Source organism: Enterococcus sp. DIV0436a, assembly GCF_051711605.1.
Taxonomy (GTDB): Bacteria; Bacillota; Bacilli; order Lactobacillales; family Enterococcaceae; genus Enterococcus_B; species Enterococcus_B faecium.
Genome location: NZ_JBIONA010000001.1, coordinates 1 through 16,679, shown reverse-complemented (window position 1 = coordinate 16,679; position 16,679 = coordinate 1). Strand labels below are relative to the sequence as shown.

General features: G+C 39.7%; 13 protein-coding genes. All 13 read right to left on the bottom strand.

Annotated features, from left to right (window positions below; translation table 11 throughout):
- Positions 1-353: 353 nt before the first annotated feature.
- Positions 354-1,646: an adenylosuccinate synthase gene (locus tag IGL15_RS00065; RefSeq protein WP_002288375.1), complete on the bottom strand. Its 1,293-nt coding sequence runs from the start codon at positions 1,644-1,646 to the stop codon at positions 354-356.
- Between the two features lie 780 nt (positions 1,647-2,426).
- Entirely contained in the window at positions 2,427-3,794 is a 1,368-nt protein-coding gene (gene dnaB / locus IGL15_RS00060) for a replicative DNA helicase (RefSeq protein WP_002288373.1), read from the bottom strand.
- 273 nt (positions 3,795-4,067) lie between these two features.
- Positions 4,068-4,520 (bottom strand): 50S ribosomal protein L9, encoded by a 453-nt coding sequence (gene rplI / locus IGL15_RS00055; protein ID WP_002288372.1) that lies wholly within the window; start codon positions 4,518-4,520, stop codon positions 4,068-4,070.
- 5 nt (positions 4,521-4,525) lie between these two features.
- Positions 4,526-6,499 (bottom strand): DHH family phosphoesterase, encoded by a 1,974-nt coding sequence (locus tag IGL15_RS00050; RefSeq protein WP_002288371.1) that lies wholly within the window; start codon positions 6,497-6,499, stop codon positions 4,526-4,528.
- 142 nt (positions 6,500-6,641) lie between these two features.
- Positions 6,642-6,878, bottom strand: a complete 237-nt coding sequence (gene rpsR, locus IGL15_RS00045) for a 30S ribosomal protein S18 (protein WP_002288370.1) — start codon at positions 6,876-6,878, stop codon at positions 6,642-6,644.
- Between the two features lie 25 nt (positions 6,879-6,903).
- Positions 6,904-7,416: a single-stranded DNA-binding protein gene (ssb, locus tag IGL15_RS00040; protein WP_002288368.1), complete on the bottom strand. Its 513-nt coding sequence runs from the start codon at positions 7,414-7,416 to the stop codon at positions 6,904-6,906.
- A gap of 49 nt (positions 7,417-7,465) precedes the next feature.
- A complete protein-coding gene (gene rpsF, locus IGL15_RS00035; protein ID WP_002288366.1) occupies positions 7,466-7,765 on the bottom strand; it encodes a 30S ribosomal protein S6 in 300 nt (99 codons plus the stop codon).
- Between the two features lie 235 nt (positions 7,766-8,000).
- Positions 8,001-10,472 (bottom strand): DNA gyrase subunit A, encoded by a 2,472-nt coding sequence (gyrA, locus tag IGL15_RS00030; protein ID WP_002307296.1) that lies wholly within the window; start codon positions 10,470-10,472, stop codon positions 8,001-8,003.
- A 19-nt stretch (positions 10,473-10,491) separates the two neighbouring features.
- Positions 10,492-12,438, bottom strand: a complete 1,947-nt coding sequence (gyrB, locus tag IGL15_RS00025; protein ID WP_104765499.1) for a DNA topoisomerase (ATP-hydrolyzing) subunit B — start codon at positions 12,436-12,438, stop codon at positions 10,492-10,494.
- Complete coding sequence (gene recF / locus IGL15_RS00020; protein ID WP_002288363.1) at positions 12,435-13,559, bottom strand: DNA replication/repair protein RecF; 1,125 nt, start codon at positions 13,557-13,559, stop codon at positions 12,435-12,437. The genes gyrB and recF overlap by 4 nt, the downstream gene beginning before the upstream one ends.
- Positions 13,546-13,788 (bottom strand): S4 domain-containing protein YaaA, encoded by a 243-nt coding sequence (gene yaaA / locus IGL15_RS00015; RefSeq protein ID WP_002295251.1) that lies wholly within the window; start codon positions 13,786-13,788, stop codon positions 13,546-13,548. Before yaaA ends, recF begins: the two co-directional genes overlap by 14 nt.
- Positions 13,789-14,016: 228 nt before the next feature.
- Positions 14,017-15,147 (bottom strand): DNA polymerase III subunit beta, encoded by a 1,131-nt coding sequence (gene dnaN, locus IGL15_RS00010; protein ID WP_002288361.1) that lies wholly within the window; start codon positions 15,145-15,147, stop codon positions 14,017-14,019.
- Between the two features lie 197 nt (positions 15,148-15,344).
- Positions 15,345-16,679: chromosomal replication initiator protein DnaA (dnaA, locus tag IGL15_RS00005; protein WP_002288360.1), on the bottom strand; the 1,335-nt coding region annotated here is incomplete at its 5' end.

The following is a 16,679-nucleotide window of genomic DNA, read 5'->3' as shown; positions in this document are numbered from 1 at the left end:
GACTTGTGACCGAGGAGTTGGCAGGAGAACACCGTTTAGTGGAGAGGTTGTGAAAAAGCTGCTCTGCATCAAGCAGTAAGAACAATCAGATAAAAATAGCACTCCATATTTTTCATCTGATTGGGCTTAGTGCCGTAGATGCAAGCTTTTGAACACCGTTTGTTCGGAAAAAGGGACTGTGACACGGTTTTTGTCACAGTCCCTTTTTCTGAATAAACAGTGTTCAAGAGACAGCCTATCGGCAATAAGGCTAAACGTCTCTTTCACTACCTCTTCAAGTTATTATTATCGTATAGATAAACACTTCGACTCGCTCTGGTAAGAACGTCCTGATTCAGTCGTCGTTTTTATCCTTAGATTTGCGCCCAGACGCTTTCTAAGATGTTTGTTTGTGTTCTATCAGGTCCGACAGAAAATGTTGAGATACGTACACCAACAAGCTCTGAGATACGACGTACATAGTTACGTGCGTTTTCTGGCAGTTCTGCTAGTGTTTTGCATCCTGTAATGTCTTCTGACCAGCCTGGCAATTCTTCATAGATTGGTTTGCAGCGGTTCAACTCTTTCAAGCTTGCTGGATAGTGGTAGATTAGTTCGCCATCTAATTCATAAGCCGTACAAATTTTTACTGTTTCCAATCCACTTAATACATCGATCGAGTTTAAAGATAGGTTGGTAATACCTGAAACTCGTTTAGAATGGCGCATAACTACAGAATCAAACCAGCCTACACGACGCGGACGACCAGTTGTCGTACCGTATTCTCGTCCTACTTCGCGGATTTGTTCTCCTGTTTCATCAAATAATTCAGTTGGAAATGGTCCATCACCGACACGTGACGTATAGGCTTTGCAGACGCCGACAACTTTATTGATTTTTGAAGGCCCTACACCGCTTCCGATTGTTACCCCACCGGCTACTGGGTTAGAAGAAGTAACAAAAGGATAAGTTCCCTGGTCGATATCCAGCATTACACCTTGTGCGCCTTCAAACAACACGCGTTTGCCTGCATCCAAGGCATCATTCAAGATAACGGAAGTATCTGTGACGTATTGTTTGATTTGTTGTCCGTATTCATAATATTCTTCAAAAATATCGTCAAAATCAAGTGGTTCTGAATCAAACATTTTTACAAATTGACGGTTTTTGTCATCTAGATTCAAACGAAGACGTTCTTCAAAAATTTCTTTATCTAATAAGTCTGCAATACGGATACCTACACGAGCTGCTTTATCCATATAGGCAGGTCCGATTCCTTTAATCGTTGTACCAATCTTGTTTTCGCCCTTAGCATCTTCTTGTAATTGGTCCAATTTGATATGATAAGGCAAGATTACGTGCGCGCGGTCAGAAATACGCAAATTACTTGTTTCTACACCTTTTTCATGTAAATAAGCTAATTCTTTAACCAATGATTTAGGATTGACTACAACGCCGTTTCCGATCACACTGATCTTGTCTTTATAAAAAATCCCAGAAGGAATCAAATGCAGTTTATAAGTCACACCGTTAAACTTAATTGTGTGCCCTGCATTGTCGCCACCTTGGTACCGTGCAATCACTTCAGCATTTTCACTGAGAAAGTCTGTGATTTTTCCTTTCCCTTCATCGCCCCATTGCGTACCTACTACTACTACAGATGACATGTGAACACCTCGTTCTATATTATTTAATCCTGAACCATTGTATCAATAATAGATACATATTTCAAATAAAATCGAATGATTTTTATTTTTATTTTATAAAAACGCTTAAAAAACGAACTTTTATCGTTTTAGAGTGATTGTTAAAAAAAAGGTTGTAACAGAAGTGGTCAGCTTCAAGAAATAAGAAGGAATGTATGAAAATTGCTTCTCAAATTTTTGTGAAATTTCGACTTATTTTTCGAAGAAGCTACTTTTGGAACACCGTGAATCAGAGGTTGTGAAAAAGCTGTCCTGCATCAAGTAATAAGAACAGCCAAACAAAAATAGCTTCTCATATTTTTCGTTTGATTGGGCGTATTACCGCAGATGCAAGCTTTTGAACACCGTTTAAGAAAGAGGTTGTGAGCCTGCCGTTTAACTCTGAGTCACAAGGAGCAATTTCAAAAAACTGCTTCTCATGTTTGATGATATTGTGACTTGTGACCGAGGAGTTGGCAGGAGAACACCGTTTAAGGAAAAGAGGTTGTAAGATCAGCGTTTTGACCTGAGTATTAGAGAAACAAACGTCAAAATAGTTCCTCATATTTTGACTTTTGCTGAGCTAATACCAAGGGTCAGCTGATTGAACACCGTTTATTCGGAAAAAGGGACTGTGACAAGACTTTTGTCACAATCCCTTTGGAGATCTGTTTAAATTAAGTACTCTAGTCGTTCCTGCGGTTACTCCTTGCATCTTCTTACGAGAGCTCTCGGCATTGCTCAAGGCTCACAACCTCTTCTTTAAAATTCTTCTCTTGGCGAAAGCGACGAAAACTTATTGTATTCTTTGATAAACAGTAGTTCAACTGTTCCTCGTGCACCGCTTCGGTTCTTCTCGATGATGACTTCGATGACGTTGTCATTTTTTGGCTCGTTTCCATCATCGTCATCTCCGCCTTCTCTTTCATAATAATCATCTCGATACAAGAAGGCTACGATGTCCGCATCTTGTTCAATTGATCCGGATTCACGAATATCACTTAGCACTGGTCGTTTGTCTTGTCGCTGTTCTACTCCACGAGATAACTGTGAAAGAGCAATGACAGGTACTTTCAGCTCTTTCGCCAGTTTTTTCAGTTGGCGAGAGATATCTGATACTTCTTGTTGACGGTTCTCTTTACCGTTACCTTCAATCAACTGCAAATAATCGATCAATATCAAGCCTAGATTGCCTTTTTCTTGAGCTAGTTTCCGACATTTCGCACGGATTTCAGAGATTTTGATCCCTGGTGTATCATCGATAAAAATATTTGCTCGAGAAAGACTCCCCATCGCAACGATCAGATTCGACCATTCTTCTTCCGAAAGCTGACCTGTACGTAAATGGCTGGCCTCAATCGAACCTTCTGCACAAAGCATCCGATTTACAAGAGATTCTGCCCCCATTTCCAAACTGAATATCGCAACAGAACGATCTGTTTTTGTTCCTACATTTTGAGCAATATTCAATGCGAACGCTGTTTTACCTACCGCTGGACGTGCAGCAAGAATGATTAGTTCTTCGGGCTGGAAACCTGCTGTCATTTTATCCAGACCTTGATAGCCAGTTGGTAGACCTGTGATTTCTTCATTGTTTTGAGCTAGTCGATCGATATTTTCAATCGTGGAGTTCAGTACTTCAGCAATAGATAAAAAGCCGCTTCGATTTCTTTTTTCCGAAACCTCCAAGATACTGCGTTCGGCATCATCTAAAATTGTTTGAACTTCTTCTCCTTGCTCGAATCCTTTCGTAACGATTCCTGTTGCTGTCTGGATCAATGTACGCAGCAATGATTTTTCTTCAACGATTTTCGCATAGTAGACGATATTTGCTGCTGTCGGAACTGCTAATGCCAAGTCTGAGAGATAACTTAAACCACCGGCATCTTCTAACAAATTGGCTTGTTCCAGCCGGTCTTTGACAGTAACCACGTCAATCGCTTCATTACGATCATTTAACTCGATCATTGTCTCAAAAATAATTTGATGGCCGCGACGATAAAAGTCTTTTGGCTCTATGTACTCCATGGCATCAATGATCGTTTCTGCGTCAAGAAAAACAGAGCCTAAAACCGCTTGTTCAGCTTCAATATTTTGCGGTGGGATTCGATCCTGCCACACTTCATTCATACGTATCGCTCCTTGTCTTCAATTGCTTCATTTTACAAGAAAATGAGAGAAAAGTCATCATTCGTACCGAAAGTGTAATAAAAAAATAGTTCTCTTTTATTATACTCGTTTTCTTTATGTTATTTTGCTGTTCCCAAAAAAGAAACCGAAATCAATCTGAAATCGATTTGCAGCTTTTGCTTTCATTGCTGCAGCTGTTTTCTCAGATAAATTTCGGTTTGTCTTTTCTCCTTCTGGTTATACTTACCAGCTGAACATCGCTATCAAGATTTGTTATTCTTGTACGACATGAACTTTGATCGTAGCCGTCACCTCATGATGAAGCTTAACAGGTACGTTTGTGTAGCCTAGTGAACGGATCGGATTTTCTAATTCGATTTTTCGTTTATCTAATTTGATTTTGTATTGTTTGTTTAACCCTTCAGCAATTTGTTTTGAAGGGATCGAACCAAACAAACGGCTGTCTTCCCCTGCTTTCGCCTTCAATTCGACTACAGTATCTTCTTTTTCCAAGAATTCTTTTAACTTTTTAGCTTCTTCCAAGATTTCAGCTTCGTGTTTTTCTTGCGCTTTCTTTTGTCCTGCTAACTGACTGATACTGCTTTTCGTTGCTTCTTTTGCCAAGTTATTTTTGATTAGATAATTTTGTGCATAACCTGCTGGAACTTCTTTGATGTCCCCTTTTTTACCTTTTCCTTTTACATCTTGTAAAAAAATTACTTTCATTTGGATTACTCCTTATCATATATTTGATTCATATTTTCTTTGATTGCAGCAAATAGCTTCTGTTTTGTTTCCTCAACTGTCGTATTTTCCAGTTGAGTAGCTGCGTTTGTGAAGTGTCCTCCGCCACCTAAGGATTCCATGATGATTTGGACGTTGATCGTGCCGGTACTTCTGGCACTGATCCCAATCAAGCCGTCTGTCCGCTTTGTAATGACGAAAGCTGCATTGATATTGATCATCGAAAGCAATGTATCTGCTGTTTTTGCTGCTATAACACTATTATACTCTTTTTCGTCTGTCCCTGCCGCCACAACAATATCAGAAGTCACATAGTCGCTTCCAGCAATCAAATTGCTGATCTCCAAGTATGTCGCTAAATCCGAGCTCAATAAATATTGTACTAAGGATGCGTCTGCTCCACAAGACCTTAAATAGCTGGCAACGTCAAAAGTTCGTGCAGTTGTACGGACATTGAAACTATTTGTATCTACAACCATCCCTGCAAGCAATAATGTGGCCTCAAAACGATCTAAGCGATTTGTTTTGCTGCTTTGGTATTGGATCAGCTCAGAAACTAGCTCTGAAGCTGAAGAAGCTGAAGATTCGATATAAGTCAGCAGAGGTTTACTTGGAAACTCTTCTCCACGACGATGGTGATCAATGATCACAATCTTATCAAATTGCTCATATAGGCCCTGAGAGATCGATAGAGAAGGTTTATGGTAATCCACCATCACGAGGAGGTCCTCTTCTTTTTTCAGCTCTATGGCACGTTCTGGAGAGATTAGTTGCATTTCTAATTCAGGATGCTTATGGATTTCTTCAAGACACCGTTCTACATCTGGAATGATCTCGTTCTCGTTGATAACGATGTAAGCTTTTTTCTGGTTGAAGCGTGCCAGACAACTGACACCAAAAGCAGAGCCTAAAGCATCCATATCCGGAAACTTGTGCCCCATGATAAACACATCGCCTGTTTCATCAAAAATCCGACGCAAAGCGGTACTCATCGCTCGAGAACGAACACGCGTGCGTTTGACATTCTTAGCAGATTTCCCCCCATAATAAACAGGTTTTGCTCCTTCTTTTACCTCTTTCACGACAACTTGGTCGCCTCCACGGACTAAAGCAACATCTAAATTATTCTGAGCTTCTCCACCGATTTCATCGAGGGTTCTTGAGCCATAAGCAATCCCCATACTAAGGGTGATAGGCGAGCTCTGTTTTTCAGCTTCTGCTCGAAAGCGATCCAGCAAATCAAATTTTTTATCCATCATCTTTTTCAGATCGATCATCTGTGCTACGAAGAAAAACCGTTCTGCGTTGATTCTTTTGAAAAAGACATGGTATTCATTCATCCAGTCAGAAACTAGTGTAGTGACGAAAGAGTTCAAATAAGAAATCTCTTTGTCATCTAATTTATCAATGGCATCTGCATAGTTATCAATAGATAAAATACCAATCACCGGCTGACTGTTCGTCTGATGGAGTTTTAACAACTGGTTTTGGGTAATATCATTAAAATAAACAACACCCTTTACTGTATCCATATCAAACTGAAATGTTTTATCTGCTAGATAGACTTGGTTTTTCTTTTTTTCTTTTGCAGTAAAAAAAGTATCTAGCAATTCTTCCTCTGTTAATCCACTTTGATCTTTGATTTTCAATGCTAATGGATTGAGCCATTCGATTTTTTGGCTTGATGGCTGATAAGCAATCACTCCTACAGGCATGACTTCTGAGACATAAGCTAGATTGGTTTCAGCTACAGTCGAAGCCTGCTGGATTTTTTCACGTTTATTTAAAATAAGCCAACGTTTCATTTTCAACCAATAGCGAACACCCCATAAATTCATCAATAGAATGACCGAAGCGCTAACAAAACGAAATGGTAAAATTAAGACTACCAATACTTCGATTAATATAAACAGGATAAGGAAGAGAGGTTTCGGGGATAAATGATTGTTTTTATTTTCCATAATTTTCCTCCCATATATGACTAATTTGATTTTACCATAACTTTCGTCATTCGAGCGACTAAACGAATAGAGGTTATTTTTACAGAAAAAAAGGAATTGAATAGCTGATCAAAAGGATCAGTCATTCAATTCCTAGGATTTATTAGTCTTCGCTAACGAAAGGTAGCAAGCCCATGATACGAGCGCGTTTGATTGCAACAGTAATTTTACGTTGGTTTTTAGCGCCTGTACCAGTTACACGACGTGGCAAGATTTTACCGCGTTCTGAAATAAATCTTTTTAGTAATTCGATATCTTTATAATCGATATATTCAATATGGTTAGCAGCAATGTAGTCTACTTTACGACGTTTACGTCCGCCTCTTCTTTGTTGTGCCATTCTATTTCCCTCCTATCAAATTCGTTTAGAATGGTAAATCATCGTCTGAAATGTCGATCGTTGAACTTGAGCCGAATGGGTCAGAAGTATCACGGTCGAAATCAGGCATACCGTTGGATGATTGAGATGTTTGATTAGAGTTATTGTTTCCGCCAAATCCGCCAGCTGATTGACCAGAACTTTGGAATCCGCCGCTTTGTTGGCGATTTTCAGATGCAGAACGACTTTCCAGCAATTGGAAGTTGTCAGCTACTACTTCTGTCACGTATACACGTTGTCCTTGCTGATTATCATAAGAACGAGTTTGGATACGTCCAGTAACACCTAAAAGTGTTCCTTTACGAGCATAGTTTGCTAAAGTTTCTGCTGATTTGCGCCAAATCACACAGTTGATAAAATCAGCCTCGCGATTGCCGCTTTGGTTTGTAAAATTACGATTCACAGCCAAAGTAAATGTTGCGACTGCCGTACCACTTGCTGTGTAACGCAAATCTGGATCTTTCGTCAGACGTCCAACTAATACAACATTATTAATCAAAATAGTCATCTCCTCTCATCGTTTTCTATTGTTTCACATGAAACAACAATTAAGCTTCTTCTTTAACAATCATGTGACGAATGATATCGTCGTTGATTTTAGCAAGACGGTCAAATTCATTGACAGCATTTGCTGATGATGGAGAAGATACTTTAACGATGTGATAGATACCTTCACGGTAACCGTTCATTTCATAAGCGAAACGGCGTTTTTCCCAATCTTTTGATTCGATAACTTCTGCTCCGTTATCTTTCAAGATTGCATCGAAACGTTCGATTAAAGCAGTTTTTGCTTCTTCATCAATGTTTGGACGAATAATGTACATGATTTCATATTTCGTGTTTTCCATTGATATTCACCTCCCTGTGGACTTTCGGCTCTTAGGTTCCTAAGAGCAAGGAGAGTTATCTAATTAATTAGACTACTCACAAGCTCTGATTATACACTCTATTTTGGTCAAAAGCAATACAGAATGAACAGTTTCGAATATTTTAAGAGAAATTCAACTAATCAAAAAAGCCAGCAGGAATAACCAGATTTTTTAATCGGTCATTCTTGCTAGCTTACACAATTAGTCTTGATGGTTATTCTTCTGATCCTTGTTCTTCAACTGTTTGTTCTGCAGCTTCTGGTTCGACTGCTGCCATCGTGACAACTTTCGTATCAGCTTCCATCTTCATCAAACGTACGCCTAATGTTGAACGTCCAGTTTGAGAAACAGTCGATACGTTGAAACGGATAATGACACCTTTATCTGTAATCAGCATGATGTCTTCATCTCCAGAAACAGTGGTCAACCCAGCTAGTGGACCATTTTTTTCAGTGATGTTCGCCGTTTTGATCCCTTTACCTCCGCGGCCTTTCACTGGATATTCCGATACTTTTGTCCGTTTTCCGTAACCTTTTTCTGTGATCACTAATACTTCTTGATTTCCCTTCATTAAGGCTGCCCCAACGACATAATCTTCCTCACGCAGGCGTATCCCTCTGACCCCGGAAGCTGTACGTCCCATATCGCGGACTGCTTCTTCTTTGAAAGTGACAGAGTAGCCGTTATGTGTTCCGATAATGATATTAGATTGACCATCTGTCAGTAGCACATTGACGAGCTCATCGTCTTCTTTCAAACCAATTGCGATCAGACCATTACTTCGGATGTTAGCAAAAGCAGTGACAGAAGTACGTTTTACTGTACCTTGACGCGTCGTAAAGAAGAGATAGTGGCCTTCTTCTGCTTCTCCCGTCACCGCAATGATTGCCTGGATGCTTTCACTCGAATCGATACCTAGTAAATTGATGATTGGGATTCCTTTGGCTGTACGCCCGTATTCTGGAATTTCATATCCTTTTGCCCGATACACTTTTCCGTTATTCGTAAAGAATAACAATGTATCATGGGTAGAACAAGAAACCAGATTTTTGACGAAGTCGTCATTGTGGATACCCATTCCTTGGACACCACGTCCACCCCTTCGTTGAGCTCTGAATTCATTATTTGCCAAACGTTTGATGTAACCATTGTTTGTCAATGTAATAACGATTTCTTCTTCTTCGATTAAATCTTCATCTTCCAGACTTAAGACCTCACCGACTAGTAATTCTGTGCGTCGTTTATCACCAAATCGTTGATTCAAGTCTGCTAATTCATTCTTGATAATTTCTGTAACACGTTCTGGTCTTGCCAGAATGTCAGTTAAATCTTCAATCAGTTTTAAGAGTTCTTGGTATTCATTTTCGATTTTTTCCCGTTCCAAACCGGTCAATCGGCGTAAACGCATATCTAAAATAGCTTGGGACTGGCGATCGGATAAATCGAACCGTTCGATCATCGTCGCTTTTGCTTCGTCATCTGATTTAGACCCACGGATAATCGCAATAATTTCATCGATATGATCCAAAGCAATACGCAAACCTTCTAAAATGTGTGCCCTTGCTTCTGCTTTTTCTTTTTCAAAGACCGTCCGTCTTGTGATGACTTCGCGCTGATGTTCGATATAGTTTTCAAGAATTTGTTTCAAGCTCAAAACTTTCGGCACACCTTTTTCGATCGCCAACATATTGAATCCAAATGAATTTTGCAAGGATGTCAATTTATATAAGTTATTCAAGATAACGGATGCGCTGGCGTCACGACGGATGTCAATGACGATCCGCATACCTTCACGGGAAGATTCGTCCCGCAAATCTGTGATCCCTTCGATACGCTTGTCTCTGTGCAGTTCAGAAATCCGTTCGATCAATTTTGCTTTATTGACCATATAAGGCAATTCTGTCACGATGATCCGTTCTTTACCATTTGGCATCTCAGTAATCTCAACTTTTGCACGTACGGTAATAGAACCCTTACCTGTTTCATACGCTCTTCGGATTCCTGATTTCCCCATAACCAAACCACCTGTTGGAAAATCTGGTCCAGGTAATACTTCCATCAATTCATTGGTCGTCACATCAGGATTATCCATCAGCAAATCGATAGCCGCTACTACCTCAGACAAGTTATGAGGTGGGATATTCGTGGCCATACCTACGGCGATCCCCGTTGTTCCGTTCACTAAAAGATTCGGGAAGCGAGCAGGTAGTACAACTGGTTCTTTTTCTGTATCATCATAGTTGCTTTGGAAATCAACAGTGTTCTTATTGATATCACGCAGCATTTCTGTAGCGATTTTGCTCATCCGTGCTTCGGTATAACGCATAGCGGCGGCACCGTCACCGTCAACAGAACCAAAGTTTCCATGACCATCCACTAGCATATAACGGTAGCTGAATGGCTGCGCCATCCGTACCATTGACTCATAGATCGCACTGTCTCCATGAGGATGGTATTTACCCATGACATCTCCGACGATTCTGGCAGATTTTTTATGGGCTTTATCCGGTGTTACACCTAATTCGTTCATGCCGTATAAAATACGGCGGTGAACGGGTTTCAGACCATCTCTGACATCAGGAAGTGCACGTGCGACAATAACACTCATCGCATAATCGATGAAGGAGTCTTTCATTTCGCTGGTTAGATTGACATCATGGATGTTTTCTCTGATTTCTTCACTCATTCTTTTTCCTCCTTCATGATTAAATATCTAAGTTCTTCACATAGTGTGCATTTTCCTCGATGAATGCACGACGGGGTTCTACTCGATCCCCCATCAACATTTCAAATATCTGATCTGCTGCAATAGCATCGTCCACACTGACGCGGGCCATCATCCGATTGCTTGGGTCCATAGTTGTTTCCCATAGTTGATGATCATCCATTTCTCCAAGTCCTTTATAACGCTGAACGCTTGGTTTTGGTGAGGCAGGAAGTGAAGCAACGACTTGTTTCAACTCTTCTTCTGCATTTTTTCCTGGTTGTACATACGTAATATTCTTCCCTTGTTTTACCCCGTATAAAGGTGGCTGAGCAATATAGACGTATCCAGCTTCAACAATAGGACGCATGTAACGATAAAAAAGAGTCAGCAGCAATGTACGGATATGCGCGCCGTCGACATCGGCATCAGTCATGATAACTAATTTGTGGTAGCGAGCTTTCGATACATCAAAATCTTCTCCAAACCCTGTACCCATAGCAGTAAATAAAGACCGGATCTCTTCATTTGCCAAGATCTTGTCCATGCTTGCTTTTTCAACATTCAAGATTTTCCCACGAATAGGCAAGATGGCTTGAAACTCTCGATTACGACCTTGCTTAGCTGATCCGCCGGCCGAATCTCCTTCGACGATGAACAATTCGCATTTTTCAGGATCGTTGCTAGAGCAGTCCGCTAATTTTCCTGGCAGATTACTAATCTCTAAAGCACCTTTACGTCTCGTTACTTCACGCGCACGTTTCGCTGCTAGACGAGCTCTGGAAGCTAGTAATCCTTTTTCAACAATTTGACGGCCCACACTTGGGTTTTCCAGCAAGAATTTCATGAAATGTTCGCTAAATAACCGATCAGTGACTGTCCGTACTTCGGAATTGCCCAATTTTGTTTTTGTTTGTCCTTCGAATTGAGGGTCAGGATGCTTGATAGAAATAACAGCTGTCAATCCTTCTCGCACGTCTTCACCGGTCAAGTTGTCATCATTTTCTTTCATCAGCTTTTGTTTTCGGGCATAATCATTTATCACACGAGTTAAAGCAGTCTTGAATCCTGATTCATGTGTTCCGCCTTCATACGTATGGATATTGTTGGCAAAACTCATGATATTGGAATGGTAGCCGTCTGTATATTGCATAGAGACTTCAACGGCGATATCTTGCTGTTCACCTTCCAAATATACAGGTTCTGGAAAAATCACGGTTTTGTTTGCATTCAAGTATTCGACATAACTTTTGATCCCGCCGTCATAATGGTATTCATTGATGACTGGTTCTTCTTCTCGTTTGTCTTCAATCGATATACGCATCCCGCGGTTCAAGAAAGCAAGTTCACGGATCCGGGTAGCCAATTTTGAAAAATCAAACTCGGTTGTCTCTGTAAAAATTTCAGGGTCTGGCGTAAAGTGAACCATTGTTCCATGGCGATCCGTTTGTTCGATAATCTTTAAGTCGTCCACTACAGCTCCACGACGATATTCTTGATAGTACACATTTCCTTCTTTGTATACTTTGACATCAAGCTGTGTAGAAAGCGCGTTAACAACAGAAGATCCTACTCCGTGAAGTCCACCAGAAACTTTGTACCCACCACCGCCGAATTTTCCTCCAGCATGTAAAACAGTAAAGACCGTTTCAACTGCAGGACGTCCAGTTTTTGCCTGGATATCTACAGGTATCCCCCGACCGTCGTCAATAACGGTGATACTGTTGTCTTTTTCAATAATCACATGGATTTTCGTTGCAAAACCTGCTAATACTTCATCGATCGAATTATCGACAATTTCCCAAACAAGGTGATGCAGACCCTCAGAACTAGTCGAACCGATATACATGCCAGGTCGTTTACGAACGGCTTCAAGTCCTTCAAGTACTTGAATCTGACTGGCATCATACTCTTTAGCGCGTTCTACTAAACTTCTTTCTTCTGTCATTCAGTTTCTTCTCCTTTTAGTTTCCCTTGTTGAACATAAAAAATCTCAGGTTCAACAGTCATTTTATTTTTTACATGGTCAAGTGTCGTTGTTGTTAAGAATGTTTGAACTTTTCCTTCGATTGTTTCTAACAGATGGAGTTGACGATTATCATCCAGCTCGCTCATCACATCATCTAACAAAAGGATTGGATATTCCCCTGTCTCTTCTTTAATCAAATCGATTTCTGCTAATTTGACACTTAGTGCAGTTGTTCTTTGCTGTCCTTGCGATCCATAAGTCTGCACATTTTTCTGATTAATAAAAAAGGAAAGATCGTCACGATGAGGACCAACTGTCGTTGTTCCCCGAAAAAGGTCTTTCTTTTTATTTTGGTTCAAAAGTGCGAGAAATTGTTCTTGGATTTGCTCTTGCGTATGTGTTTCTAAAGAATCGACTGCGGTGAGATACTCGATTTCCAGCTGCTCTTTTTGATGGGTGATTTGCTGATGCAAAGAATTAGCCCAAAACTCCAATCGCTTGACGAACTGTGCTCTTGCTTTCAATACTTTGCTGCCAAACGCTGCTAGTTGTTCGGACAAAATATCCAAATAAAGCAAATCAGTTTGTTTTTTTTCATTCAATTGCTTTAAATACTGGTTTCTTTGTTTCAAAATTGCTTGGTATTGGACAAGATCATAAAGATAGATTGGATTGATCTGGCCTAATTCCATATCTAAAAACTTCCGCCTGATCTGCGGGCTGCCTTTTACTAAAGAAAGATCTTCTGGTGCAAATAAAATGACATTCATTTGTCCCACGTAAGTACTTAACTTTTTCTGTTCGATATGGTTGATCTTGGTTTTTCGGCCTTTTTTAGATAATAAGATTTCTAATGGAAGAGTGGATGAACCTTTTGTGATCTCTCCTTGAATCATCGCCTGATCGTCAGTCCAGCCAATCAATTCCTGCTCACTACTTGTCCGATGACTTCGCGTCATAGCTAATACGTAGATACTTTCCAAAAGATTCGTTTTTCCTTGCGCATTTTCTCCTAAAAAGATGACGAGGTTCTTGGAAAATTCGATGTTCAGCTCTTCGTAATTTCGATAATTTTTTAAATACAGCTTATTCAGCCTCATTATCGTCGTTTCCTTTTTTTACCATAAAAAAAGTTCCTACTTCTGGAACTTCAACCATCATGCCGGGATAAAGTTTGCGTCCACGACGATTTTCTGGTTCGCCATCGACTAACACAGTGTTTTCTGCCAAATACCATTTTGCTTGTCCGCCACTACCGATAACTGTGACTTCTTTCAACATTTGGCCCAACGTCATGAATTCCGTATTTAGAATGACTTGTTGTTTCAATGCCCATCCCTCATTTTCATTATTAAAAGTATACTCTATTATACCTTTTTTTTCGCAATAAAACAAATTTATCCATATATTTTTCCATATAAGACGATTTAATCTAAAAAAGGTGATTTAAACAAAAATAAACAGAAAGCCTTAAAAGAGATTTTAGGGCCTTCTGTTTAAAATTTTATTTTTTCTATTTCTTTTCAATTAAATTTTCAAGAACAATGAAAATCATTGTTAATTTGTACGTACAGGAGTAATCAGCTGAATAAATTGAACGCCATCTTCCGTTGGTTCCAATGTAAATGGACGAATAGCAGAGATAAATTTCACTTTGATGCTCATATCTCCAAATGCACGCAACGCTGCTTTCATATAATCCGGATTGAAAGAAATATCTAATGGATCGCCACTGCTTGCTGTATAACTCAAGCTTTCTTCTACTTTCCCGATTTCTGGCGAATTTCCGTATAAAACAACCGCATCTGGACGAATAGATAAACGAACGATGTTGTTACGGCCTTCATGAGAAAGTAAAGAAGCCCGTTCGATCGCCGCTAAAAAGCTAGGAACAGAAAATTCAACCTCTGTATTAAAACTTGAAGGAATCAAACGATTGGTATCAGGATAGTTTCCTTCTAGCAAACGGGAATAGAAATACATCGTTTCTGTTTTGAACAACACTTGGTTTTCCATAATGCTGATTTCGACGATTTCTTCTTCATTTGTTAATGAGCGAGATAATTCGATCAAACTTTTTCCAGGAATAACAATATCAAAATGATCAGCCGCTTGTTCTACTGGAATCACGCGTTGACTTAGACGGTGAGAATCAGTAGCTACAGCCAATAAAGAATTATCAGATAAAATGAAATGCACACCTGTCAAGATTGGACGACTCTCATGTTGTGAGACAGCAAAAACTGTTTCGTTGATTAGTTTAGTCAATACGTGTACAGGTAATTTCATCTGGTTATGGCTTTCGACAACAGGAAGATGAGGATAGTTATCTGCATCTAATCCATTTACGATAAAATTCGCTTTTCCAGAAGTAATCGCTACTTGTTTATTTTCTAAAACTTCTAAAGTAAATGTTTCTTCAGGAAGTCTCCGAATGATTTCGCTAAAGAAACGTGCTTGTAAAACAATGGAACCAGTAGATTCGATTTGCATATTTGCTTTTTCGTTTTCAACAGACAAAAAAGTTTCAATTGATATATCAGCGTTGCTCCCCGTCAAAGTCAAACCTTCTTGTGTCAGTGTGATTTTTACACCTGTCAAAATAGGGATCGTGGTTTTGCTTGAAATAGCTCGTTGAACAGTTTGCAATTCCTGCATAAAGCTAGCTCGGTTTAAAGTAACTTTCATGATGTATCTCCTTTGAATGTTTGTTTATTTATTATTAGTTAAAAAGAATAATAAAAGTAATAGGGCATGTTGATTCTGTGGAAAACTCAAAAAACGTAAGAGAGAAACGAAAAAACAGCTGTGGAAAAAGTGTGCATAACTTTTGAACGTTTTTTTCTTTTATCCACATGCTATTTTCAGTTGATAGAATCGACAAATTAATTTAGTAAAAAGTTTTTGATTTCTGATACTTCATTTTGCATACTGACACTAGAATCCATCAGCTGCTGGATTTTTTCATGAGCATGGATAACCGTTGTATGATCCTTGCCACCGAATTCAGCTCCGATTTTCGGTAAAGAATTATCTGTGAGCTCACGTGCCAAATACATAGCGATTTGTCTAGGAACAACAATAGATTTGACGCGTTTCTTTCCTTTGAGATCTTTCAATTGGATGTGATAATACTTTGCCACTTCTTCTTGGATCTGCAGGATTGACAATTGAGGATGTCCTTTTCCTGATTTTAACGTTTTCAGTGCGTCTGCAGCTAGACTAGTCGAAATATCTTCACTATTCATCGCAGCAAAAGCTTGCACTCGAACAAGCGCACCTTCTAATTCACGAATGTTAGAATCAATTTGTCCTGCGATGTAGCTTAGTGTGTCATCTGGGATCTCTAGACGTTCAGCCGCCGCTTTTTTACGTAAAATCGCTGTTCTTGTTTCAAGATCCGGCGGTGTAATATCAACAGACAGCCCCCATGCAAAGCGAGAAACGAGGCGTTCTTGCAGTTTCGGAATCTCGTTTGGCAACCGATCACTGGTTAGTACGATTTGTTTCCCTTCATTGTACAAGGCATTGAAAGTATGGAAAAACTCTTCTTGCGTAGCTTCTTTTTCTGCAAAAAATTGAATGTCATCCACTAGCAGTAAATCAACATTTCGATATTCTTGACGGAACTCTTCTGCTGTTTTGTTTTGGATCGAATTGATGAAATCATTAGCAAAAGTTTCACTGCTTACATATTTTACTTTGGCATTAGGCTGACTTTGCAGCATTTGATGACCAATTGCATGCATCAAGTGAGTCTTACCAAGTCCCACGCCTCCATAAAAGAAGAGCGGGTTATAAATAGAACCTGGATCTTCTGCTACAACGAGCGCTGCTGCATGAGCCATCTGGTTTCCTTTACCAATGACAAACGTATCAAAGGTATATTTAGGGTTCAGCATGGCTTTTTTTAGCGGACTAGGTGCCACAACTTTTGGATTTTTTTCTTCTATAACTTCTTCTTGCTCTGCTTCTTCGCCAGTAATAAAGCGAGGGATAATCTCATTTCCTGATAACATATAACCGACTTCAACGATTTTTGTCGCCAGGTTTTTTTCCCAATATTCTTTATGAATCTTGCTAGGAACCTCAACAACGAGCTGGTTTTGATCAAGGGTTCGAGGGTTCGCTGTTTCGATCCATGTATTATAGCTAGCAGGCGATAAATCCTTTTGGTATGTTGCTTTTAATTCATTCCATAAAGCATCGAGGGATACCAT